This is a genomic window from Sphingomonas sp. F9_3S_D5_B_2, assembly GCF_054263715.1.
On record NZ_JBSZFB010000004.1, the window covers coordinates 107,081 to 128,125 of the forward strand.

Genomic DNA, 21,045 nt, shown 5'->3' on the forward strand with positions numbered 1-21,045 from the left:
CCTAGCCGCTGCCGGCGTAGGCCTGGCATTCCACCTCGACCATCGCGCCCAAGGCAAGGCCGTTGACGCCGAGCGCACTTCTGGCGGGCAAGTGGCCCGGAGCGAAATAGGTGACGTAGACTTTGTTGAACGCCGGCCAGTTGGCCATGTCGCTCAGCATCGCGGTGCAATGGAACACGTCGTTTCAGCCGCGGCCGGAGCGCTTCAGCACCGCTGCGATATTGTCCATCGCCTGACGTGTCTGGGCGTCGATGCCCGCGGGGAGCTTGCCATCCGGCGCAATTCCGATTTGCCCGGACAGGTACAGAACGTCGCCGGCACGAACGGCGCTGGAGAATGGCGCCGGACGGCCCTGCACGGCGGGCGCAGGGTAATATTGCAGGGGAGCAGCGGCCGTCGCGTTCGTCGCGGCCAACGCAAGCACTGAAGCAACTACAACCTTCATCGTCCCCTTCCCTGTTAGTCGACGACTTCCCCTTCGCTTACGCCCCACAAGTCGTTGATCTGAATATAGCCCTGGCGCTTGCCGACGGTGAGACGGCACCAGCCCCTGCTGCACTTGTCGACACGGCCGACGACACCCGGCTCCGCGGTGAAGCGCACCTTGGCGTCGTCGTTCGGCGTCGCCCGCAACGAGCGGCGTGCGCCGGGCTTGATCAGCGCGGTGCGGCGGTCGCTGAGCAGAGTGACGAGCATCCACCCCTGCGCTCCATCGGGATCCTGGATCATGCGCCAGGTCTGGTACTTCTTGACGACACGAACGGGCAGGTCGCGGCGCTGGTACAGCCAGACTCCGGGATAATTCCGCCCCGGCCCCGTGCGGGTGATCGCCTGGCCAGAAGCGATCGACGCCCAGTAGGGCGGCTGCTTCTCCTGCGCGAGCGCCGGGCTCGCCGCAGCCAAGATCAGGAATGCAGTAAGGGCCCCCCGCGCCGTCATCAGGCCCCCGTCAGGATGCGGTCCACGAGTTGCTTCACCGTCGGGACGAAGCCGTTGGAGTAGAACGGGTCGGTCTTGAACCGGAATGCGGCATGGCCCGCGAACATGAGGTTGTTCTCGACGGGTCCGCCGTGCGCGATGTCCTGAAGCGTTTTCTGGATGCAGAAGCTGCGCGGGTCGGCGAGGCGTCCCGTCGAGTTCTTCTCATTGTCCGCCCAGGAGGAAAAAGCGCACTGGCTGAGGCAGCCCATGCAGTCGGCCTGGTCCTTGCGGATGAGCTTCTCTTCGTCCGGTGTCACGAACACCAAGGTGTCGTCCGGCGTCTTCATTGCGCTGGTGAAGCCCTGTGCGAACCACTCGCGGGCGTGGATCAGGTCGCCCCTCGTCACCCAGTAGTTCTTCTTCGTGCCGACGCCAACGTCGAGCTCGAAATGGTGGTCGCCGATCGCTTCCTTGGTGAAGGCGATCTGGCGGTCGCTACGTGCTTCGAGGTTGCGAAGGAACGGGTTGCGCACCGCCGACGAGTAGAATCCGGTCGGCGAGAAGCGGTGCAGCAGGATGTCGCCCTCTTCGAGGTCGACCAGGCGCGCTTTCCACTCCGGCGGAATCGGACTTTCCTGGGTCAGCAGCGGCCGCGTTCCGAACTGGAAGACGACCTGCCCGAGCTCGGGGTTGTCGATCCAGTTTTCCCACTCGTCGAGCCGCCACACGCCGCCCGCCATCACGATCGGAACACTGTCGGCGATGCCCTGCTCGCGCATGGTGTCGCGGAGCGCCTTGACGCGGGGATAGGGATCCTGCGGCTTTCGCGGGTCCTCGGCGTTGCTCAAGCCATTGTGGCCGCCGGCAAGCCACGGATCTTCATAGACGACGGCGGCAAGCCATTCCGCGGCCTTGTGATAGGCGCGCTTCCACAATGCGCTGAACGCGCGCGCCGAGCTGATGATCGGCAGGTAGCTGACGCCGTATGATGCCGCGATCTCGCTGAGCTTGTAGGGCATTCCGGCGCCGCAGGTGACGCCGCTGACCAGACCCTTGGTGCGCTCGAGCACGCCGTGGAGGACGCGCTGGGCGCCGCCCATTTCCCACAGGACGTTGATATTGATGGCGCCGCGGCCGCCCGCCATTTCATAGGCGCGCTCAACCTGGGCAACCGCGCCGTCGACGGCGAAGCGGATCAACTCCTCATGCCGCTCGCGGCGGGTTAGTCCTTCATAGATTTGCGGGATGATCCGGCCTTCCGGATCGTAGCTGTCAGCGTTGACGGCGCTGACGGTGCCGATGCCTCCGGCGGCTGCCCACGCGCCAGAGCTCGCGTGGTTTGTTGCCGACACGCCCTTGCCGCCTTCAATGAGCGGCCAGACTTCCTTGCCGGCATACAGAATGGGCTTAAGGCCCTTGAACAACGCTCGTCTCCTCAGGCGCGGCACGCGCCCGCAAACAGCCATATAGGGCCGCCGCTCGCGTAATGAATGCAAAAAGTAAGCGGGGCCCCGGTAGGTTCCGGAGCCCCGCTTCTTTAGGCCTCAAATCCGGGCGGTTGCTTAGTAGCAATTGCCCTGGCTGACGGCGCTGCCGACGACCGCGCCAAGCGCTCCGCCGATCAGTGCCCCCGTCGTGCGGCCGCCGCCACCATGGCGATAGCCGTAACGGCGATAGTGATGGCCGTTGCTTCCAACCGAGCTGCCGATCACCGCGCCGGCGACGCCGCCGACGACCGCGCCTGCAGCCGGGTTTCCGCACTGATAGCCGTTGCCGTAATAGCCCGGGCGATAACCGTAGCCGTAGCCGGAGCTGTAAGCCGGAGCAGCGTAGCCGTAGCCATAGGCCGGAGCACCGTAACCGTACGCCGGATACCCGTAGCCGTAGTTATAGGCTGGATAGCCGTAACCGTACGACGGATAGCCGTAACCGATGCTTACGCCGACGCGCGGGTAGGCGTAACCGTAGTTGCGGTAGCCGCGGTAGCTGCGGTAGGCGACCCGCGGACGCGCATAACGATAGTTGTTGTAACCGTAGGACGAATAGCCGTTGCGATACTGGTGACGATGGTGATCGCGGGCGTTCGCCGCAGTCGGGAGCGCCACGAGCGATGATGCCGCGAGCGCGAGACCGATGACTTTCTTCATCGAAATACTCCTCGATTTTCAAACGCATCAGCCTCAATACACACCGAGGCCGACTCCATTCCGCACGTGCACCAAACCTGCTGTCAGGGTGATGAACGTGCTTTCATGACGTCAACGCCTGAATTGCGTAATCGAGCCCGATATCCACCGCGGGAGCGGACTGGGTGATGCGTCCGGCCGAGATGAAATCGACGCCCGTCTCCGCGATTGTGCGGATCGTATCGAGGTTTACGCCGCCGGACGCCTCCAGCGGAACCCGGCCGGCCACCAGAGCTACAGCCTCGCGCAGCACCGGCGGCGGCATGTTGTCGAGGAGCAGCCGATCGGCTCCGGCCGCTAGTGCCGGTTCGATCTGCGCAACACTGTCGACTTCAACCTGCACCTGAAGCCCGGTGTTCGCGGCCTTGGCGCGCCGCACCGCTTCGGCAACGCCGCCGCACACAGCGACGTGATTGTCCTTGATCAGAACGCCATCATCGAGCCGCATGCGGTGGTTGGTAGCGCCGCCCATCCGCGCAGCATATTTGTCGAGCGCACGCAGTCCCGGGATCGTCTTGCGCGTGTCCAGCAGCGTCGCCCCGGTGCCGGCGATCGCATCGACATAGCTTCGCGTCAGCGTGGCGATCCCGGACAGGTGCTGAAGCGTGTTGAGCGCCGACCGTTCGGCGGCAAGCATCGCCCGCGCATTGCCGCGCAGCCGCATCAGCGCGTCGCCCGCCGCGATCGCGTCGCCGTCGGTGCTCAGCAATTCGATGTCCACCGCTGGGTCGAGCGCGCGGAAAACCGCAACAGCGATGTCGAGTCCGGCAACGACGATGTCCTGCCGTGATGCCATCTCGGCGGCGAAGCGCTCGTCTGCGCCGATGGTCGCATTCGACGTGACGTCGCCGCGCGAGCCCATGTCTTCGGTGAGCAGGCGATCGACGAACTCGGTAATGTCGAACTCTGTGGAAAGCGGCATTTCCCCGCTCTAGTCGAGCGCTGGCGCGGCCGACAAGCTCAACCGGCGGGCTGCGGCGTTCGCACGAGCTTCCATAGGCCATCGCTCTGCTCGAACGCCTGCGCGTCGGACGGGCGATAACCCTCCCCTGCCCAGCTATGAACCGTCAGCACGACGCGGCCCGATTCGACGTCGACGACGTTGAAGCTCTGGTCCTGATCGCGGACCCGCGTCGAAGTCGCGGTACCCGCCTGCACGACGAGCGCTCCGCCGGCACGGGTCACCAGGTCTTTGGCGCTGTTCACGGAGGCGTGATGGTTATGCCCGGCAAGAAGCACGTCGACGCCGGCTTCCTCGACGGCGTCCAGTGCCATTTCCTGCCGACCGATCGCCGGCTGCAGTTCCTCACCGACCTTCAGCGCGAACAGCGGGTGATGGGTGACGAGAACGCGAACGCTTTCGGAATCCGCACGCGCAAAGGTGTCGCGGATGAACTCGACCTGCTCGGCGTTGATCCGCCCGTCCTTGAACGTCAGCGATCGCGCCGTGTTGATTCCGAGCACGATCGCGCCGCGAACCTCGTGCACGGGGCACAGCACGTCGTCGATATAGCGCTTGTAGCGCGTGAGCGGCGACAGGAAGCGGCGCAGCACATCATAGAGCGGCACGTCGTGATTGCCCGGGACGCCGAGCACTTCGTGACCGCCGTCGCGCAGCCGTTCGAGGAAGCGGCAGGCCTCCGCGAACTCTTCCGTCTTGGCGCGCTGCGTGAAGTCGCCGCTCACGACCACCAGGTCGGGCTTGAGCTCGCCGATGCTGCGCTCGACGGCATCGACCAGGCGCTGGTCATGCGCTCCGAAGTGGAGATCCGACAGATGGAGGAGCCGAGCCATGCGCGGTGAACGCGCGGCCCTCGCTGCGGTTCAGCCGTTCAGAAGTCGAGGAACAGCAGAAGCTTGACGTCGACGCCGAGCCCCTCCCGCCGCTTCTGCTCGATGAACTCGGGGATGTCTGCGCGCGGAACGAGGTGGACGTTGATGTCCTCGTTCTCGTCGCCGCCGCCCTCGCCAATCTTCCTGAGCCCCGTTGCGCGCACCAGCGTGAAGCCTTCCGACAGCATACCTGGCGACGCGTAGAATTCGCCGAGCCGCTCCACATGCTCGGCCGTAAAGCCGGTCTCCTCCTCCAGCTCCTTGACCGCCGTTCCCTCAATGGTGGCGTTCGGGTCGGTGTCGCCGACCAGGCCAGCGGGTAGCTCGATGCTCCTCTTGCCCAGCGGCACGCGCGGCTGGTCGACCAGGATCACCTTGCCCTCATATTCCGCGAGAATGACGACCGCGCGAATGTCGTTGGCGCGGCTGGCATATTCCCATTTGCCGCGGCGGACGGCGCGCACGAATTTTCCCGCCCACATGACCTCGGGCGGCGGCAGGTCTTCGAATTTCATAGCTCGATCAGCTTGTCCGGTATCTCGTTGATGTCGGTCGCTGAACGCGGGAAATGCTTCGCAAGCACCACGCCGACCTGTTCGATCGCTGCGCAGATGCCGTCGCCCGGACGTCCGGCCCGGACATCGGTGATCAGCGCCTCCATCGCCTCGCCCCAGGTATGCGCGTCGGTGACCTTCAGGATCGCCTCGTCGGCAACGATCTCGGCGCGCCGCTCGGCCATCGACAAATAAATGAGAATGCCGGTGCGTCCCTCGGTACGCCGCTCGGCCGCCGCCTTGAAGACCGAGACCGCACGGCGGCGGACACGCCGCTGCTTGGTCGCCCCCGGCGTCAGCGCGAGCCGCAGCGGCATCCACTTCAGGATCAGCAGCGCGATCGTGAACTTGAGTGCCGCGAAGAACATCAGCAACGTCAGCAATTGACCGAGCGTCGGCTCCGGCTGCCACGCGCCGAACAGCAGGTGATACCACCACGTCAGGCAGGACGGGCACCAGGCCGCCCACGCGAGCACCGCGAACAGCGGCACCAGCGACCAGTGCAGCGCGACGTCGTGGTAGGAATCGCTGATCGGCGTTGCGACGGCGACGATCTCGCCCGCGCTCTTGCCCTCCGCCGCCGCGATCGCGGCGCTGACCTCCTGGTGGTCGGCTTCGCTGAGCTTCGTCACCATGAACCCGACGCCCCGCCGCCGCCGAACGAGCCTCCGCCGCCGGAGAAGCCGCCGAAACCGCCTCCGCCGCCGCCGCCCCAGGAACTGCCGCCGCCGCCCCAGCCGCTGCTGCGGCCGGAGTGGGAAAGTGCGTCGAGTCCCCACAGCACGACCCATGGACTGATCCCGCCGCGGCGCCGGCGATAACGCCGTCCACCGGCGCGCCGCATCATCGACAGCAGGACGAAACCGATGATCATGAACCAGAAGATCGCCGGAATTGCTCCGCCGCTCGAATGCTGGTGCTGCCGCTGTTGCTGTTCCGCCTCGGCGACGTTCTTCTGCGCTTCAACCGCGGGCAGGCTCATCTGCTTGATAATCGCATCCGCCCCCGCCTCGATGCCGCCACCGAAATCGCCGGCCTTGAACTTGGGCAGGATCTGGTTGCGAATGATGATGCTCGACACTGCATCGGTCAGAAACACGCGCGCGCCGTAGCCTGTCTCGATCCGCACCTGGTGCTCGTTCGGAGCGACGAGCAGGATGACGCCGTCGTCCTTGCCCTTCTGCCCGATGCCCCACGCGCGGCCGAGCTGATAGCCGTAATCCTCGATCGTGCGCCCCTGCAGGCTGGGCACGGTGGCGACGACGAACTGGCGCTTGCTTTGCGCCTCCAGCGCCTCGGACTTGCTGGTGAGATCGAGCACCTGCTCGGGCGAGAGGAGATGCGCCTCGTCAACAACCCGGCCGGTCAGCTTCGGGAAGGTCTGCGCCACCGCCGGCACGGCGAACAGCACCAAGCACAGCAGCAGGACTTTGGTGAACCGCGCGACGGCAGGAGGCCAGCCCTTCAAGGTCAAGCCTCCCGCCGGCGCGGGATGGACGCGCATGGTCTGGCTCAAGAGCCGAAGTTGACCTTCGGCGCGTTCTGCGCGCCGGCCGAGGCTTCGAAGGGCACCTTGGGCTTGGCGCCGTAGAAGATCTTGGCGCCGATCGCGTCCGGGAAGGTCCGGATGCGCGTGTTGTATGACTGGACGGCGGCATTGTAGTCGCGGCGAGCGACCAGGATCGAGTTCTCGGTCCCTTCGAGCTGCGACTGCAGCGTCAGGAAGTTCTCGTTCGACTTCAACTCGGGATAGGCCTCCTGCATCCGCTGCAGCGGGATGATGGCGCTGGTCAGCCGGCTCTGAGCCTCGTTGAAGGCGCTCACCTTTGCCGGGTCGTCGAGATCGGCCGCGCTTAGCTGGACGCGGTTCGCATTGGCGCGGGCTTCTGTGACCTGCGTCAGGACGTCCTTTTCCTGCTTGGCATATCCCTGCACGGTCGCGACCAGGTTCGGGATGAGGTCGGAACGACGTTGATATTCGCTCTGGAGGTTGCCCCAGGCGGCGTTGACCTGCTCTTCGGAGGTCGGAACGCTGTTGAGCCCGCAGCTCGACAATCCGATTGCAGCAAGCAGAACGAGCATGGCGCGCTTCAGCGAAGCGGCCGGAGTGAAACGGGCAAGCGCGGTCATCTGACAGTCCCCTAAGATCGCGTCACGTGCCCGCTTAGGTAGACGCACTGCCGTTAGGGTTCAATGGGCTGTTCTAGAGGAGCAACACAGCAGCTTCGCACGACTTCCAATCTCCGCCATTGCGCAGATCAGACGCACGGCGCAGATTCCCCGGATGAAGCGATCAGGGCTAACTTGCGCCGCAATGGGCCTGCTATCGGCCGCCCTCTCCGGCTGCCACCCGCCTGATAAAAAGATTTACGAACAGTCGATCCATTGCATTGGCGTGCTAGACGTGAGCTCGAACCTTATCCCTGCCCCGCAGCTTCGCCAGTACGGTCTGTACCGGTTCGACATCGAGAAGGCGGCGGAAGGCAACCTCGAAGACGCGTTGAAGTTCGGTTCGAATCTCGGGCTGACCGGTCCTGCCGTTTACAAGGACGTGAAGCGGACCAGACTGCGCGCGAGGAACGCGTACCGCAGCGGCTCGACAGGCGTGCCGGGCGAGAAGGTCGGGCCTTTGATCAAGGCGGTCAAGCAGTGCCTGCCGGGCCCTGCGACGGCGAACAACGACTAACTCTCTCCGGCCTCACGCAGCGGCGCCGTCACTTCCATCCGCATCGCAGCGTGCTTACTGTCGTTCGCTCAACGCAAGCGTGAAGGGGGCTGCCATGCTGAAGGAATTCCGCGCGTTCATCGCCAAGGGCAATGTGCTCGACCTGGCCGTCGCCGTCATCATCGGCGCGGCGTTCGCCACCATCACCACCAGCCTGACCGAAGACATCATCATGCCGGTCGTCGGCGCAATCTTCGGCGGGCTCGATTTCTCCAGCTACTTCACGCTGCTTGGCCCCGTCCCTCCGGGCTACCATGGCAGTCTCAACGACTATGCCGCGTTGAAAGCAGCCGGCGCACCGGTGCTCGGCTGGGGCCAGTTCGTGACTGTGGTCATCAACTTCCTGATCCTCGCCTTCATCATCTTCCTGCTGGTTCGCGCAGCCAATAAGGGGATGCGAAGGAAGGAAGACGCGCCAGGTGGCCCGACAGAAGTTGAGCTGCTGGCCGAGATCAGGGACGAGTTGCGGCGCCGCTAGACCGCGGCCAAGCCCATCCTTTTTCGGCTTCGCGCGTTCGATGAGAAGTCCAGGGGATTCTGTTGCCCGGCTCCCCTGGAGGCCGCTGGAATCCCCTTCTGTTGCCCGGTGGGGTCCAACCGCGCTTTTGTCATTGTAACTTAGACCGTTAGGCCATCAGTTACGCAGCAATTGCGAGCGCCTCGTTATCGTTGGCACTTGTGTGAATGAGCCGTCGCGGTGGCTCAATCCGATCGGCAATTAGGCCTTTATTGCACTCGTCGATCCTATTTCGCCCCCATCATCAGCCGCGTTGCACCGCGGTTGATGGTGGAGGCGCCGGGGTACTGCCCCCCGGGTCCGAGATGCCTATTCCACCCAACAGTCTACCGACGTAGCCGGGTTGCCCCGACACAGGTCAGATAGGGTTTTTCGGGCGCGTTCTCAAGGCTGGGGGCATTGCGGCGGCCCGTCCACTGCTGGTAACGCGCAGCCATGCGCCAACTCCATGGGAATTCGAGGACGATGAACAGACTGACTTTCGCCGTGATCGGAGCAGCCGCGCTGGCCCTCAGCGCATGCGGCAGCAAGAACCAGGACCAGGTTGACGACGCCGTCATGAACCAGCCTGATGTCGAGCAGCTCAACGACCTTGCGAACGATGCGGCGAACGACGCCGCCAACACGCCTGCGCCGGCGCCAGTGACCACGCCCGCCGACCAGAATGCGAGCGCGCCGGTGAACACCACCGTCAATCCGAGCGACGATGAGGAGCAGAACGTCAGCGGCATGTAACGCTGGCATGGTTCGCGCGTATGAGCCGCCCGGGCGCGTTCCGGGCGGCTTTTTATTTGTCCGCGCAACGCCTACGCCGCCGCCATGCCTGACGAAGCGATCCCCGCCGCAACGCTGATCATCGTTCGCGAGGCGCCTGGCCGTAAGCCCGAGCTGCTGATGGTGGAGCGCAGCCGGGGCATGGCCTTCGCCGCCGGTGCGCTGGTCTTCCCGGGCGGGCGCATTGACGCCGCCGACGAAGCGCTTGCTGGCGCGCTTGGAGCAAGTGCGGCGGCCGTCGCCGCGATCCGCGAGACGATCGAGGAAACTGCAGTGCCCGTCGGAATCGCTCCGCAGCCTGACGCGTCGCTCGCCCGCGACATGCAATCAGCGCTGGTCGCCGACGGTGGCTTTGCCGACGTTCTTCGCGACAACGGTGTCCGCCTCGACCCAGCGGCGCTCGTGCCGTTCGCGCGCTGGGTGCCCAAGTTCCACGCAGTGCGGCGGTTCGACACCATGTTCTTCGTCGCGCGCGCACCCGATGGCGAATGGGTTCCGAACGTCAACGCCGGCGAGTGCGCCGGCGCGTCCTGGCTGCCAGCCGCGGAAGTCCTGCAGCGGGAGCAGCGCGGCAAGGCGCGGCTGATCTTCCCGACCCGCCGCACGCTCGAGCGGCTCGCGCAGCATGCAAGCTTCGACGAGATCCGCACCGACGCCGAAGCTCATGCCATTGAGCCGATTTCTCCGTGGGTCGAAGAAAAGGATAACGAACGCTTCATCACCATCCCCGGTGACCTCGGTTATCCGGTCACTCAGGAGCGGCTGGACGGGCTCTGGCGAGGCTGACGCGAAGGTGATTCGCTAGTTGCGCGCAATGAAAAAAGGGGCCCGCCGAAGCGGACCCCCTTTCGATCTGGAACCTTGAAGTTTCTACTTCAGATGGTTCGACAGGTGCTTGTTCATTTCGAACATGCTGACGCGGTCCTTGCCGCCGAAGACCTTCTTCAGCTTGTCGTCAGCAACGATTTCTCTTTTGTTCTGAGGGTTCTGCAGGTTGTTCTTGCGGATGTGGTCCCACACCTTCGAAACCACCTGGCTGCGCGGCAGCGGGTCGCTCCCGCAAATCGCCGCGAGATCCGCGGAAGGTTGAACCGGGCGAGCCAGTCCGCCCCCTGCTTTACGTCCAGTCCCTTGTGCCATCAGGCCCTCCTGTTGTTCTTACCTTCGTAGAGCGCAACTCCACCCTCTTTGCAATGCCGTTGCAGAGGGGGATCACTCCGAGGCGGCGGCGAAGGGCACGACCTTGTTGGCGGCGTCGTGGCCGATGTCCGCGCGGCCGCCGTATTCGATAGCCGAACGGCGGCACCAATCCTCGACGATCGCAACCTCGTCCGAGCCGAACTCGACGTCGTTCGCAAGCACGTCGGCGACCCGCCCGAGCCGGATTTGCCGCGCCCTCCGCACGTTCGCGTTCGACGTGACATGGAACATCGTCCGGTCGGTCCGGTAGAGGTGCTCGCCAACGTCCTCGATCAGCAGGTCGGCGCCGGTGAAGTCCGGCTCGAGGGGCGTTCCCAGCAGGTTGGAAAGCACCGTCAGGTTGAACGCCATCGCCGGACCGCTCAGCCCCGGCTCGACGGCCGACGGGTCTCTGCGCACCAGCCAGTCGAGCGCACGGCCGATCGCCGCTTCGCCGCCGCTCCGCACCATGTCCTGCGGCATTGGACCCCAGGCGACCTGCACACCGGCCTTGTGCAGACCCGCCAGCAGGAAACCGGCGTCGCTGTAGCCCATGTAAAGCTTGGACCGAGCCGCGTCCGGCAGGTCGGCAAGAGCGGCCGCGGCAATCCGGTTGGAACCGTAGCCCCCGCGCGCGAACCACACAGCGTCCACCGCCGGATCGGCCATGACTTCGCGCAGCGCTTGCAGCCGCGCGGCATCCGGTCCCGCGAAATGCCCTTCCGCCAGGAAGCACTGTGGATGAATGGAAAGGACGCAATCGCCTCTCGCGTCGACGATACGCTGCACTGCCTCAGCGGCTTCCCGCCTGAGCGTGCAACTCGGAGCGACAACGGCGATGCGCATGGCCGCTGCTTAGGGTGGCGAAGCCAATGTCCGCAATGGGCTGCTCGTCCTTGTTACCGGCTGAGCACCACGTGGGTTGCGAACTCCGTCGTCACGCGGTCGGTGACGGTGAAGCCAAGCGCCGGAAGGTCGATGCCTTCGAACAGCGCTTCACCCGACCCGAGCATCACCGGCGAGAATACCAGGTGCATTTCGTCGATCAGATTGGCCTCGAGATATTGCCGGACAGTCCACACGCCGCCGCCGACCTTCACGTCGCGATCGCCCGCGGCGGCGCGCGCCTGTTCCAGCGCCGCCTCGATGCCATCGGTGACGAAGATGAAGGTCGTGCCGCCTTCCATGTCGATCGGTTCGCGCGGGTGATGCGTAAGAACGAAGGTTGTCGCGTGATACGGGGGATTGTCGCCCCACCAGCCCTTCCACTGGTCATCAGGCCACTCGCCGCGGACCGGTCCGAACATATTGCGGCCGAGAATGTAGGCGCCGAACCCTTCCATCGAACGCAGAGCGAAGTCGTTATCGACGCCTTCGGAGCCACCCTCCTTGCCGATCATCGACTGGAAGGCCCTCGTGCCGAATTGCCATTGATGCAGTTCCTGCCCACGCTTGCCGAGCGGGTTCTCCAGGCTTTGCTCTGGGCCCGCACCAAAGCCGTCGAGCGACACTGCGAACCCGCCAACTCTCACCTTCGCTGTCACGTGTGACTGTCCTCCGGCGGAGCAAAACGGGCTTCGCCCACTCATCCGCTGCAGCATAAGGAACCGACAACGGTCCGCAACAGCGTCGCCACGCAAATTGTGTGGCAAGCCAGCCTCGTCAGGCGTATCCTGGCGTCCTCCGGTGAGGAGGCGAGCCAAATGTCTACTGTGCGTAGCCTGGTCGTCGCATTGTCGCTCACGTTCTGCAGCGCCGCCAGCGATGCTGCCGCCGCAGCGCAAGCTCCGCGGATCAGCAACCTCAACCCGCCGCCGTCCACTCCCTCCATGCTTCCGCCGCTGACTCCGGCGCAGATCGACAACACGCTCGTGATCGGGGGCCAGGACGTAAAGGCGCGGCTCGTCGATACTCGCCTCAGCGTTGAGGTGCTGGTCAACGGCCGAGGTCCTTTTCGCTTCGTCGTCGATAGCGGCGCTGACACCTCCGTTGTCGGGCTTCGCATCGCGCGAGGTCTGCAGCTCCCGATCGGCACGCCGGCGATCCTCAACGGCATGACGGCGCGCGACGTCGTCGACCGCGTTAGGGTCGATCAACTCACTCTCGGGCCAAGCACGATCAACAACCTCGACCTCCCCGCACTGCGCGAGGTCGATGTCGGCGGCGATGGCCTGATCGGCATCGACGCGCTGGTCATGCAACGTCTTATGATGGATTTCGAGAAGCGGACCATCAAGGTAGAGGACGCCCGGCTTCCGGATCGGCATATCGCCGGCGAGATCGTCATCGTCGCCCGGCGCCGACGCGGGCAGCTCATCCTCGCCCATGTTTCGGCCGCGGGCCTTCCGCTGGATGCCGTCATCGATACCGGATCCGAAGTCACGATTGGCAACTTGGCGCTCCGCGACAAGCTGTTCCGGCGGCACCGAAACAAGTTCTCGACTGCCGTCGCGGTCGGCGTGACGGGAATCCCCATCACATTGCAGATGACGCGCATCGACGAGCTGCAGCTTGGCCCCGTGACCCTGCGGGACATTCCGATCGCCTTCGCGGACGTGCCGCCGTTTGCGGCATTCGGGCTTCGGGACGAGCCCGCCTTGCTCTTGGGCACCGACCTGCTCGCGAACTTCCGCCGCGTGTCACTCGACTTCCGGGCGCGCAAAGTCCGCTTCCAGCTGCGGCGCTGCAAGGCGCAGGGTTTCTACGTCGACACCTCGGTGAATGAGAGGCTGACCTTCCTCCTGCCCGCCGGAAGCACGGAAGCTTGCCTGCGGTGACGTCTCATTAGCTAGCCGGGCGTAATGGATATGATTGGATAAGCGCAGCGAACTTGCCGGCAGCGATCCGCGGATCGGCACGGTCGGCCCGGTGCTGCTTTCCAATCGACCTGCCCTTCAATAGGGCCGCGGCCATGAATGATTCGCGCTATTTTTTCTGCGGTATCGGCGGCAGCGGCATGCTTCCGCTTGCCTCCATCGTTCGGGCTTCGGGCAGCCGCATTTCCGGCAGCGACCGGTCACTTGACGCTGGGCGGATTGCGCCCAAGTTCGACTATCTCCGCTCGCTCGGCATCCAGCTTTTCCCGCAGGACGGCTCGGGCCTGCAGGACGGCATGACCCTGGTGACTTCGGCCGCCGTCGAGGAGACGATCCCCGACGTCGTTCGCGCCCGCGAACTCGGCCTGACGCACCTCACCCGCCCGCAATTCCTTGCCCAGCTCCTCAATCAGGCGCAGCGCAGCGTCGCGGTGGGCGGCACCAGCGGCAAGTCGACCGTCACCGGCATGATAGGCTGGATCCTCCACGCCTGCCATCGCCAGCCGACGGTCATGAACGGCGCGGTGATGAAGAATTTCGTGACACCGTCGGCGCCGTTCGCAAGCGCGCTGGTCGGCGATCCCGAACTGTTCGTCAGCGAGGTCGATGAAAGCGACGGCTCCATCTCGCTCTATCGGCCGGAAGTCGCGGTGCTGACCAACATCAGCCTCGACCATAAGGAGATGGACGAGCTTCGGGGCCTCTTCGCAGGCTTCCTCGACGCCGCGCGCAAGGCTGTGCTGAACCTCGACGATGCGGAGACGCGAGCACTCGCCGAGGCGCTGCCGACGGGCAAGGCGATCGGCTACGGCTTCGACGCACCGGCTGCTCAGTTCATGGGCAAGGACCTGCAGCTGCTGAGCGATGGAGCTAGCTTCGCCCTGGAGGCGGAGGGCGAGCGCCACCAGGTGCGGCTTGCTGTGCCCGGACGTCACAACGCCTCGAATGCGCTTGCAGCAATCGCTGGCGCGAATGCCGTCGGCATCCGCGTCGAGGACGCGGTGCAGGCGCTCGCGCGCTTCGAAGGCCTGAAGCGCCGGCTGGAGACGGTCGGCTCGGCCGGCGGCGTCACCGTCATCGACGACTTCGCGCACAACCCCGACAAGATCGACGCCAGCCTGGCGACCCTCCGGGCCCACCCCGGCCGCCTGCTCGTCATCTTTCAGCCGCACGGCTTCGGGCCCCTGGCCAAGATGGGGGACGAGCTTGCCGACAGCTTCGCGCAGGGGCTTGCTGCGGGCGACCGGCTGTACCTGCCCGACCCAGCCTACTTTGGCGGGACTGTCGAGAAGACGCGTGGGTCCGACTGGTTGGCCGACGCGGTGCGGCAGCGCGGCGGCGAGGCCCAGCACCTGGCGGACCGCGGTAGCATTAGCGACGCGCTACTGCGGGACGCGCAGCGCGGCGACCGCATCGTGATCATGGGCGCCCGCGACGACACGCTCAGCGATTTCGCGCGCGAACTGGTAACGAGGCTCGGCGACCGGAACTGAACGCGCTCTCCGGCGTCAAGGCGCGATGGGTAAACCTGGATCAGTAACCGGCTGGAAGCTCGCGCAGACGGATCGCGAACTGCTGCTGCAGCAATTCCCGCCGAAGTATGAGAACGTCGTTGCTGATCACGTCACGCTGCGGGTCGGCGCCGCGATGGATACGCCGCTACCGGCGAGGCCGAAGGCTCAGGTGGTCGGCCGAGGGGATGATGGCGACAGCCTCGAATGCCTCGTCGTTGCGCTGGACGGGACGACCCATCGTCCGGACGGTTCGACCTTCCACATCACCTGGTCGCTGGGACCGGGCCGGAGAGCGAAGGAAAGCAACGACGTACTCCGGGATCGCGGCTGGACGGCGATCAAGCCGCCCGTGCCGATCACCCTGGAGCCAGCCCGCTTCTGATGGCCGAGCCGCGGCTGTTCCTAGACGCCGACGGAGTTCTCGCCGATTTCGACGAGGGCGCGTGCCGCCTGTTCGGCGTGCCATCCAGGCAGTTCGAGGCGAAGCACGGCCGGCGCGAGTTCTGGCGCCGGTTGGCGGCGGCCAGGAACTTCTACGGCAGCCTTCCCGAAATGCCGGACGCGCGGCTGCTGTTCGACGCCGTTGAGCACCTCAAGCCGACGATCCTGACTGGCCTGCCGCTCGGCAACTGGGCGGCGCCGCAGAAGGTGGCCTGGGCCGCCGAGCACTTTCCCGGCGTTCCAATTGTCACCTGCATGGCACGCGACAAGCACAAGCATATGCACGCGGGTGACGTGCTGGTGGACGATCGCGAGAACCACCGCGCCGCTTACGAGGCGGCGGGCGTAGTGTTCGTGCATCATAGGAATGCCGAGGACAGCCTACGGCAGCTGGCGACTATCTTCCCGTCCGTGAAGGCGCCTTGACGCCCCGGCGATCGTTAGGCGGCGGCCTTGACGTCGACCTTCTCGACCCACTCCGGCCAGAACACCGGCTCACGGTTGGACCAGCCCGGCGCGGTCGCCGCGCTTTCGCTGATCGACTGCAGCAGCAGGCGGCGGCGATCGGGATGAAGGTGCGGAAGCGCTGCGGCGGCGCAGAATGCCGACGGCAGCCACGGCCGCGCCGAAGCGCCGATCAGACGCTCGTAGAGGAAGCGGTAGGCGGCGAAGTTAGGCAGGCGATCCTGGCCAAGGTCGAACGCCGAAACAGTGATCAGCATGCCGATGAACGGTTCGATCATGTCGAGACCGCTGTCGTCCGGCACCTGGAGGCGCAGATGATCGAGCTGCTTGTAGAGCCGTGCCTGGCCGCGAATGGAGGCGCCTTCGGCCTCGTCGCGTGCCCAGCACTCGATGGGATCGCGGCGGCCGTATGCTACGTCGAGCGAACGGCGGATGTAGCGCTGCGTGGCCTTTGGAAAGCCCGCAAACTCCTTCATCTCCGAGATCAGCATCGCGCCGCTTGCCGGCTGGCTGGTCCGCGTAATCATGAACCCGACTCCTTTTGCCTGGGCGGGATCATGCTGTGGTTTTGGTTGCAAGAATCTTAACCACAATCCCACCCCCCGTTCAGATTGAATCAGAGGGGAGTCACCGCGGCAAGGAGGAAATTGCCTCCGACGGTCAAAACTGTGGATTGTTGATTTGTTGCAACTTCACGGGAATTTCGTGACGCCCGTGGAACCTATTCGGGAAATCCGGATGAAGGGACCGGGTCGTCGTTCTGTCCCGGCTGCGCTGCGGACGGCGGATCGGACGCGTCCATGGACTCGTCGCTGCCGACATCGGCCTTCGCGTCGAGATCGTCGGGGTTGTGCTTGAGCTTGCGCTCGAGGCTGCGTTCCGGCGGAGCCGAGAAGACGGGCGGCGGTGGCGGCGTCTGTTTGTCCTGGCCTTCGCTCATCGTCATCCTCCCTCGCGTCTCACCCAAACGACCATCCGCAACGGTCGTTCCGAGCAGCTCCTTTCGACCGGCAGGCGGCATCGTTCTGCCAATGCGGCGATCGGCGGTTCCAGAGGGGGCGGATAAGGAGCAAGACGGTGAACATGCTCATGATGCCCGTAGCGCCCGCCAGAAGCCGCTTCGCCGACTGGCCGCTGGCGATCAAGTCGATCCTCGGTTTCTGGCTCTTCTATGCCGCGACGGTCGCCGCCCGCGCGTTCCTCGGCTCGGACCCGATGACGACCGTCCAGAACAAGCTGATCGTAATCCTGGTCGGAATTGTCCTCACCGCACTCATCTACGTGGCGATCGCGACGTTCGGCTCAGGCGGGATGATACGCCGCAAAGCCATCATCGCTGTTGCCGGCTCCGTCGTCGCCTCCGCGCTGATGGCAGCAGCGCTCATCGAGATCGAGGACCACCTGCGCCAAAGCAAGGAGCAGTTCCGCTTCCAGGCGCGGGAGGGCTTCGTCGTGGTCGAGCAGGGCCGCAGCGTCCGTATCGAGCGCAGCGCCGCAGAACCGCTGGTGCTGACCCTGCCCAAGATGGCGCAGCTCGATCCCAACCAGCGCTTCCGCTACGCGGCCGACGCCGCGGTCATCTGGCTATTCTTCTTTCTCGCCTGGACCGCCTTTTATATCGCGACCCAGGCGCAATCGGTCGCGCTCGGCGCGCAACGGAGAGCGGCCGAGGCGGAAAGTGCCGCCCAGGCCGCGCAGCTCCGTGCGCTGCGCTACCAGGTCAACCCGCACTTCCTGTTCAACACGCTGAACTCGCTCTCGTCGCTGATCATCGCCGACCGCGGTGAGGAAGCGGAATCGATGGTGCTCAAGCTGTCGACATTCTTCCGCCAGAGCCTGACGCTCGACACCGGCGCGGACATCAGCCTCGCCGAGGAGATCGCCCTGCAGCGGCTGTACTTGGACATCGAGCGCGTGCGCTTCCCGCGCCGCCTCAAGGTCGAGGTGGACGTGCCCGAGGACCTCGAGAAGGCGCGGCTCCCGGCCTTGATCCTGCAGCCGCTGGTTGAGAACGCGATCAAGCACGCGGTCTCGCCGACGCGCGACACAGTCATTCTTCGCATTGCCGCGCGCGAAGCGGGCCCCGGTCGCATCGCGATCGAGGTCACCAATCGCGGCGGCCGTCCGCTCGCCAAGAAGGCTGCCGAGCTTTCCGGGACGGGGGTCGGCATCGCCAACGTGCGGCAGCGCCTCTCTGCCCGCTTCGGCAACCTCGCCAGCTGCTCGTTTGGCGCCACGGAAGAGGGCGGGTACCGGGTCGAACTGCTGCTTCCCCTGGACCGGCATGACTGAAGCGCCGATCCGCGTTCTCATCGCCGATGACGAGCCGTTGGCCGCGGAACGGCTGCAGCTGTTGCTCGCACGGTTCGTGGACGTCGCGCTGGTCGGCACCGCGAGCGACGGCGAAAGCACCGTGCAGATGAGCCAGGCGCTCAGCCCCGACCTGCTCCTTCTCGATATCGCTATGCCCGGTCTCGACGGCATCGAAGTCGCCCAGGCGCTCGCCGATCACCGGCCGAGTCCGGCAGTCATCTTCGTGACGGCCTTTGACCAGTTCGCGGTGGCGGCGTTCGAGGTGGCAGCGGTCGACTATTTGATGAAGCCGGTCGAGCCGGTGCGCCTGCAGCGCGCCCTCGACCGCGCCCGCGACTATCTCGAGAGACGCAAGACCCAGCCGCAAGAGGAGCATGCCCCCTCCCCCCACCTCGACGAGTTCTGGGCATCGGACCTGACCGGACTCGTCCGTATCGCCTCGCGCGACATCGACCGGGTTTCGGCGGAGCGCGACTACATGCGGCTCCATGTCGGACGGCGCAGCTGGTTGATCCACCATTCCATGGCCGCCCTCGAAGAAGGTCTCGACCCCGAGCTGTTCGTGCGCCTCCATCGCTCGGCGATCGTCCGCAAGGACTTCATCGCGGGGTTCACCCGCAGCCCCTCGGGACGGTGGATTGCGCGCCTGATCGACGGCAGCGAGCAGCCGGTCGGCCGGCTTTACTCGGACCGCGTGCGCTCAATCGCCGGACGCTGATCCACTGCGGCATCGCCAGCCGTCGACCGGTTGACGACGGCGGCAAGCGCAACGTCAAAGTTGACGTTGCCAAGCGTCCTGAAGATGTCCGGCACCATTTCGACGGCGACGAGGAGCCCGAGCGGCGCGATCGGCACTCCCAAGGCGAGGGCAATCGGCGCGATCGAGCTGATGTAGCTCACCTCTCCGGGCAGGCTGACCGCTCCGTAGCTCATGACCGCGCCAACGGCTGTCGCAGCAATGATCTGTCCGGCGCTCGGGTGGAGGCCGAGCCAATGCGCCACGTACATTGCAACTGCGACATTCATCGCCGGCCCCGTCGCGCGGAACAACGCCACCGCGATCGGCAAGGTGACGTCGCCGACCTGGTGACGCACGCCGATGTCGCGTGAAGCGGTCAGCATCGCCGGCAGCGACGCAAGCGAGGATCGTGTCGAGATCGCCACTGCCTGGGGCGGGATCATGCCGCGCGCGAACGTGGCCAGGCCAATGCGCCCGCCGATGACCGCGACCGGATAGGCAAGCAGCCAGACCAGAACCCCGACGCCCGAGATGAGGGCGATGTAGTGGCCAAGCCCCGCGAAGGCCGCGCCGCCGGCGGACGCGCCCACGGTGAAGCCCAGCGCCAGGACGCCGAGTGGCGCCAGGAGCAGCACCCAGCCGATGATGACCAGCAGCGCCTCGGCAACCGCTTCGAACAGCTCGACGACGACGGCGCGGCGCCTTGCGGCAAGCTTGCCGAGCGCCAGCGCAAACAGCAGCGCGAAGACAACCAGCGGCAGCACGTCGCCGTTAGTTGCAGCGGCGAAGACATTGCCCGGGATCACGCCCTTGAAGAAGTCCGCGATGCCCGGAAGGGGCGTCGTGGTCTTGGCCTCCACGGCTCCAAGCGCATGCTGCAGCGCCGCTGCCGTCGTCCGGCCCAGCGGCCAGAGGTCGGTGAGCAGGAGCATCACCAGCGTACCGAACACCGCCGATGCGGTGCAGAAGATGACCGTCCAGAGCACGCTGCGTCCGGCGATGCGCCCGCCCTGCGCCGCCTCCGCGCTTTTGGCGATGCCCACCACCAGCAAGGCGACCACCAGCGGGATAACGGTCATCTTGAGGCCGTTCAGCCACAAGGTGCCGACGAAATCGGCGGTGCCGATCGCGGCCGAATGCAGTTGCGGGCTCATCCAGCCCGACGTTGCTCCAAGCGTTATGCCGACAATCAGCGCGGCGAGCGGCCAGTAGGCTCGAGTGCTGCGGCCGGTGCCGACCGCCGGAGGAGCCTCGCTCAACGCGGCTTCTTGAATTTGAGGAAGAACCGGTCGGTCTTGCCGCGGATCTTAGCATCAAACACCGGCAGGTCGTGCCGATCCGCAGAGTTGCGCAGGATATCGCTGCTGCCGACCAGCACGAAGCCGGCGCGGCGGAAGTCCGCCTTCACCACCGCCGGGTCGATGCGGTGGTATTTCTCCACCGTTGCCCGGGTGTCGGAGTTCGGGCTGGCGGCGTGATCGATGACGCCGATCACTCCACCTGGCTTCATCGCGCCGTAGACCGTCTTCAGGAACCGCGCGGGGTTCATCTTCGGGATCTTGTACTTGTCGCTCTGCCAGTAGACGTCGTGATAGTTCAGGTTGAGCATCGCGACGTCAAACCTGTTCTTCGGCAGCACGGGAGCCTCGAAGGGCGTCGATACGATGGAAACGTTCGGGTTCTTCGCCTTGAACGCGGCGAAGGCCGTCTTGCCTTCGCCATCGTAGAATTGCGTTGGCTCCCAGACCGCGACGCTACCCGTCGGCCCGACGACCGGAGCCATGATCTCCGACCAGTAGCGGTTGGCCCCGAAGAGATCGAGCGCATGCATTCCCCGTTTCACACCGAGGAAGGCGAGAACTTCGGCCGGCTTGCGGGACTCGTCCAGCTTCACGTTGTCCGCGGAGCGGCCTGGCATCGCGACGGCCGTGGCGATGGTCGGGGCTGCCGCAGGACGGGCGAGCACTGGCGAGACGGCCATAGCAACTACGATCGCGGACACGGCAATGGTGCGCATGGAATCCCCCTGCGGTTGTGTGCGTCCGCTTGTATCGCTCGCCACGGTCAC

General features: G+C 65.4%; 26 protein-coding genes, 1 other RNA gene and 1 pseudogene. 10 read left to right on the top strand and 18 right to left on the bottom strand.

From position 1 onward, the window contains the following. Nucleotide 1: 1 nt before the first annotated feature. The 10 genes and pseudogenes from ACUXST_RS11725 to ACUXST_RS11770 all read right to left on the bottom strand — a co-directional run bounded on the left by ACUXST_RS11725 (nt 2) and on the right by ACUXST_RS11770 (nt 7,624). A pseudogene (locus tag ACUXST_RS11725) lies at nt 2-445 on the bottom strand (RidA family protein). A 14-nt stretch (nt 446-459) separates the two neighbouring features. Continuing rightward, a complete protein-coding gene (locus ACUXST_RS11730) occupies nt 460-939 on the bottom strand; it encodes an SH3 domain-containing protein (protein WP_458390169.1) in 480 nt (159 codons plus the stop codon). Continuing rightward, nucleotides 939-2,345, bottom strand: a complete 1,407-nt coding sequence (locus ACUXST_RS11735) for an NAD(P)H-dependent flavin oxidoreductase (RefSeq protein WP_458390170.1) — start codon at nt 2,343-2,345, stop codon at nt 939-941. The genes ACUXST_RS11730 and ACUXST_RS11735 overlap by 1 nt, the downstream gene beginning before the upstream one ends. Nucleotides 2,346-2,483: 138 nt before the next feature. Then, entirely contained in the window at nt 2,484-3,068 is a 585-nt protein-coding gene (locus ACUXST_RS11740) for a hypothetical protein (protein WP_458390171.1), read from the bottom strand. 103 nt (nt 3,069-3,171) lie between these two features. Beyond that, the gene (nadC, locus tag ACUXST_RS11745) at nt 3,172-4,029 is read right to left on the bottom strand and encodes a carboxylating nicotinate-nucleotide diphosphorylase (protein WP_458390172.1); all 858 of its coding nucleotides are present in this window, start codon (nt 4,027-4,029) and stop codon (nt 3,172-3,174) included. 38 nt (nt 4,030-4,067) lie between these two features. Beyond that, nucleotides 4,068-4,901 carry a metallophosphoesterase family protein gene (locus ACUXST_RS11750; protein WP_458390173.1) on the bottom strand — a complete coding sequence of 278 codons (834 nt, stop codon included), beginning with the start codon at nt 4,899-4,901 and terminating at the stop codon, nt 4,068-4,070. A 38-nt stretch (nt 4,902-4,939) separates the two neighbouring features. Further along, complete coding sequence (locus ACUXST_RS11755) at nt 4,940-5,455, bottom strand: NUDIX hydrolase (RefSeq protein WP_458390174.1); 516 nt, start codon at nt 5,453-5,455, stop codon at nt 4,940-4,942. Further along, entirely contained in the window at nt 5,452-6,129 is a 678-nt protein-coding gene (locus tag ACUXST_RS11760; protein ID WP_458390175.1) for a TPM domain-containing protein, read from the bottom strand. Before ACUXST_RS11760 ends, ACUXST_RS11755 begins: the two co-directional genes overlap by 4 nt. After that, nucleotides 6,123-6,962 (bottom strand): TPM domain-containing protein, encoded by an 840-nt coding sequence (locus tag ACUXST_RS11765; RefSeq protein ID WP_458390176.1) that lies wholly within the window; start codon nt 6,960-6,962, stop codon nt 6,123-6,125. Before ACUXST_RS11765 ends, ACUXST_RS11760 begins: the two co-directional genes overlap by 7 nt. A 44-nt stretch (nt 6,963-7,006) precedes the next feature. Next, nucleotides 7,007-7,624, bottom strand: coding sequence for a LemA family protein (locus tag ACUXST_RS11770; protein WP_458390177.1), 618 nt, complete (start codon nt 7,622-7,624; stop codon nt 7,007-7,009). Nucleotides 7,625-7,898: 274 nt separating this feature from the next. Between ACUXST_RS11770 and ACUXST_RS11775 the strand changes: the two genes are divergently transcribed. Both ACUXST_RS11775 and mscL read left to right on the top strand, forming a co-directional pair. Beyond that, entirely contained in the window at nt 7,899-8,180 is a 282-nt protein-coding gene (locus ACUXST_RS11775) for a hypothetical protein (RefSeq protein WP_458390178.1), read from the top strand. Between the two features lie 94 nt (nt 8,181-8,274). Then, nucleotides 8,275-8,697, top strand: coding sequence for a large conductance mechanosensitive channel protein MscL (gene mscL / locus ACUXST_RS11780; protein WP_458390179.1), 423 nt, complete (start codon nt 8,275-8,277; stop codon nt 8,695-8,697). Between the two features lie 87 nt (nt 8,698-8,784). Here the strand turns inward: mscL and ssrA are convergent. After that, nucleotides 8,785-9,128: a transfer-messenger RNA gene (gene ssrA, locus ACUXST_RS11785) on the bottom strand. A gap of 73 nt (nt 9,129-9,201) precedes the next feature. Between ssrA and ACUXST_RS11790 the strand changes: the two genes are divergently transcribed. Both ACUXST_RS11790 and ACUXST_RS11795 read left to right on the top strand, forming a co-directional pair. After that, nucleotides 9,202-9,471 (top strand): hypothetical protein, encoded by a 270-nt coding sequence (locus ACUXST_RS11790; protein WP_458390180.1) that lies wholly within the window; start codon nt 9,202-9,204, stop codon nt 9,469-9,471. Nucleotides 9,472-9,555: 84 nt separating this feature from the next. After that, on the top strand, nt 9,556-10,296 hold the full coding sequence (locus ACUXST_RS11795) for an NUDIX hydrolase (RefSeq protein ID WP_458390181.1): 741 nt from the start codon (nt 9,556-9,558) through the stop codon (nt 10,294-10,296). Nucleotides 10,297-10,380: 84 nt separating this feature from the next. On the opposite strand, the gene ACUXST_RS11800 is transcribed toward ACUXST_RS11795, so the two are convergent. The 3 genes from ACUXST_RS11800 to ACUXST_RS11810 form a co-directional block, all read right to left on the bottom strand. Next, the gene (locus ACUXST_RS11800; protein ID WP_458390182.1) at nt 10,381-10,650 is read right to left on the bottom strand and encodes an SWIB/MDM2 domain-containing protein; all 270 of its coding nucleotides are present in this window, start codon (nt 10,648-10,650) and stop codon (nt 10,381-10,383) included. Nucleotides 10,651-10,722: 72 nt separating this feature from the next. Then, a complete protein-coding gene (locus ACUXST_RS11805) occupies nt 10,723-11,535 on the bottom strand; it encodes an LD-carboxypeptidase (RefSeq protein WP_458390183.1) in 813 nt (270 codons plus the stop codon). Nucleotides 11,536-11,588: 53 nt separating this feature from the next. Continuing rightward, nucleotides 11,589-12,233 (bottom strand): dihydrofolate reductase family protein, encoded by a 645-nt coding sequence (locus ACUXST_RS11810; RefSeq protein WP_458390184.1) that lies wholly within the window; start codon nt 12,231-12,233, stop codon nt 11,589-11,591. Between the two features lie 159 nt (nt 12,234-12,392). Here ACUXST_RS11810 and ACUXST_RS11815 point away from each other — a divergent pair, with 159 nt between their 5' ends. From ACUXST_RS11815 to ACUXST_RS11830, 4 genes are all read left to right on the top strand, one after another. Beyond that, on the top strand, nt 12,393-13,466 hold the full coding sequence (locus tag ACUXST_RS11815) for an aspartyl protease family protein (RefSeq protein ID WP_458390185.1): 1,074 nt from the start codon (nt 12,393-12,395) through the stop codon (nt 13,464-13,466). Between the two features lie 134 nt (nt 13,467-13,600). Continuing rightward, nucleotides 13,601-14,998, top strand: a complete 1,398-nt coding sequence (locus ACUXST_RS11820; RefSeq protein ID WP_458390186.1) for a UDP-N-acetylmuramate--L-alanine ligase — start codon at nt 13,601-13,603, stop codon at nt 14,996-14,998. 25 nt (nt 14,999-15,023) lie between these two features. Then, nucleotides 15,024-15,401: a hypothetical protein gene (locus ACUXST_RS11825; protein ID WP_458390187.1), complete on the top strand. Its 378-nt coding sequence runs from the start codon at nt 15,024-15,026 to the stop codon at nt 15,399-15,401. Then, nucleotides 15,401-15,886: a 5' nucleotidase, NT5C type gene (locus ACUXST_RS11830; protein WP_458390188.1), complete on the top strand. Its 486-nt coding sequence runs from the start codon at nt 15,401-15,403 to the stop codon at nt 15,884-15,886. Before ACUXST_RS11825 ends, ACUXST_RS11830 begins: the two co-directional genes overlap by 1 nt. Before the next feature lie 14 nt (nt 15,887-15,900). Here ACUXST_RS11830 and ACUXST_RS11835 read toward each other — a convergent pair whose 3' ends face one another. Then, on the bottom strand, nt 15,901-16,452 hold the full coding sequence (locus ACUXST_RS11835; protein WP_458390189.1) for a hypothetical protein: 552 nt from the start codon (nt 16,450-16,452) through the stop codon (nt 15,901-15,903). A gap of 194 nt (nt 16,453-16,646) precedes the next feature. Beyond that, complete coding sequence (locus tag ACUXST_RS11840; protein ID WP_458390190.1) at nt 16,647-16,865, bottom strand: hypothetical protein; 219 nt, start codon at nt 16,863-16,865, stop codon at nt 16,647-16,649. A 143-nt stretch (nt 16,866-17,008) separates the two neighbouring features. On the opposite strand from ACUXST_RS11840, the gene ACUXST_RS11845 reads away from it, so the two are divergent. Both ACUXST_RS11845 and ACUXST_RS11850 read left to right on the top strand, forming a co-directional pair. After that, entirely contained in the window at nt 17,009-18,217 is a 1,209-nt protein-coding gene (locus ACUXST_RS11845) for a sensor histidine kinase (protein WP_458390335.1), read from the top strand. Further along, nucleotides 18,210-18,956, top strand: a complete 747-nt coding sequence (locus ACUXST_RS11850; protein ID WP_458390191.1) for a LytR/AlgR family response regulator transcription factor — start codon at nt 18,210-18,212, stop codon at nt 18,954-18,956. Before ACUXST_RS11845 ends, ACUXST_RS11850 begins: the two co-directional genes overlap by 8 nt. On the opposite strand, the gene ACUXST_RS11855 is transcribed toward ACUXST_RS11850, so the two are convergent. Together ACUXST_RS11855 and ACUXST_RS11860 are read right to left on the bottom strand one after the other, a co-directional pair. Further along, complete coding sequence (locus tag ACUXST_RS11855; protein ID WP_458390192.1) at nt 18,920-20,236, bottom strand: dicarboxylate/amino acid:cation symporter; 1,317 nt, start codon at nt 20,234-20,236, stop codon at nt 18,920-18,922. The two genes, ACUXST_RS11850 and ACUXST_RS11855, sit on opposite strands and share 37 nt — an antisense overlap. Further along, a complete protein-coding gene (locus ACUXST_RS11860; protein ID WP_458390193.1) occupies nt 20,233-20,994 on the bottom strand; it encodes a class I SAM-dependent methyltransferase in 762 nt (253 codons plus the stop codon). Before ACUXST_RS11860 ends, ACUXST_RS11855 begins: the two co-directional genes overlap by 4 nt. Between the last annotated feature and the right edge of the window lie 51 nt (nt 20,995-21,045).

Bases quoted from the DNA above. Each gene is read 5' to 3' on its own strand.
- ACUXST_RS11830 (WP_458390188.1), top strand. From the start codon at position 15,401: ATGGCCGAGCCGCGGCTGTTCCTAGACGCCGACGGAGTTCTCGCCGAT.
- ACUXST_RS11800 (WP_458390182.1), bottom strand. From the start codon at position 10,650: ATGGCACAAGGGACTGGACGTAAAGCAGGGGGCGGACTGGCTCGCCCG.
- ACUXST_RS11760 (WP_458390175.1), bottom strand. From the start codon at position 6,129: ATGGTGACGAAGCTCAGCGAAGCCGACCACCAGGAGGTCAGCGCCGCG.
- ACUXST_RS11730 (WP_458390169.1), bottom strand. From the start codon at position 939: ATGACGGCGCGGGGGGCCCTTACTGCATTCCTGATCTTGGCTGCGGCG.
- ACUXST_RS11850 (WP_458390191.1), top strand. From the start codon at position 18,210: ATGACTGAAGCGCCGATCCGCGTTCTCATCGCCGATGACGAGCCGTTG.
- ACUXST_RS11835 (WP_458390189.1), bottom strand. From the start codon at position 16,452: ATGATTACGCGGACCAGCCAGCCGGCAAGCGGCGCGATGCTGATCTCG.
- ACUXST_RS11755 (WP_458390174.1), bottom strand. From the start codon at position 5,455: ATGAAATTCGAAGACCTGCCGCCGCCCGAGGTCATGTGGGCGGGAAAA.
- ACUXST_RS11840 (WP_458390190.1), bottom strand. From the start codon at position 16,865: ATGAGCGAAGGCCAGGACAAACAGACGCCGCCACCGCCGCCCGTCTTC.
- ACUXST_RS11820 (WP_458390186.1), top strand. From the start codon at position 13,601: ATGAATGATTCGCGCTATTTTTTCTGCGGTATCGGCGGCAGCGGCATG.
- ACUXST_RS11805 (WP_458390183.1), bottom strand. From the start codon at position 11,535: ATGCGCATCGCCGTTGTCGCTCCGAGTTGCACGCTCAGGCGGGAAGCC.
- nadC (WP_458390172.1), bottom strand. From the start codon at position 4,029: ATGCCGCTTTCCACAGAGTTCGACATTACCGAGTTCGTCGATCGCCTG.
- ACUXST_RS11770 (WP_458390177.1), bottom strand. From the start codon at position 7,624: ATGACCGCGCTTGCCCGTTTCACTCCGGCCGCTTCGCTGAAGCGCGCC.
- ACUXST_RS11795 (WP_458390181.1), top strand. From the start codon at position 9,556: ATGCCTGACGAAGCGATCCCCGCCGCAACGCTGATCATCGTTCGCGAG.
- ACUXST_RS11740 (WP_458390171.1), bottom strand. From the start codon at position 3,068: ATGAAGAAAGTCATCGGTCTCGCGCTCGCGGCATCATCGCTCGTGGCG.
- mscL (WP_458390179.1), top strand. From the start codon at position 8,275: ATGCTGAAGGAATTCCGCGCGTTCATCGCCAAGGGCAATGTGCTCGAC.
- ACUXST_RS11815 (WP_458390185.1), top strand. From the start codon at position 12,393: ATGTCTACTGTGCGTAGCCTGGTCGTCGCATTGTCGCTCACGTTCTGC.
- ACUXST_RS11825 (WP_458390187.1), top strand. From the start codon at position 15,024: ATGGGTAAACCTGGATCAGTAACCGGCTGGAAGCTCGCGCAGACGGAT.
- ACUXST_RS11790 (WP_458390180.1), top strand. From the start codon at position 9,202: ATGAACAGACTGACTTTCGCCGTGATCGGAGCAGCCGCGCTGGCCCTC.
- ACUXST_RS11750 (WP_458390173.1), bottom strand. From the start codon at position 4,901: ATGGCTCGGCTCCTCCATCTGTCGGATCTCCACTTCGGAGCGCATGAC.
- ACUXST_RS11860 (WP_458390193.1), bottom strand. From the start codon at position 20,994: ATGCGCACCATTGCCGTGTCCGCGATCGTAGTTGCTATGGCCGTCTCG.
- ACUXST_RS11845 (WP_458390335.1), top strand. From the start codon at position 17,009: ATGCTCATGATGCCCGTAGCGCCCGCCAGAAGCCGCTTCGCCGACTGG.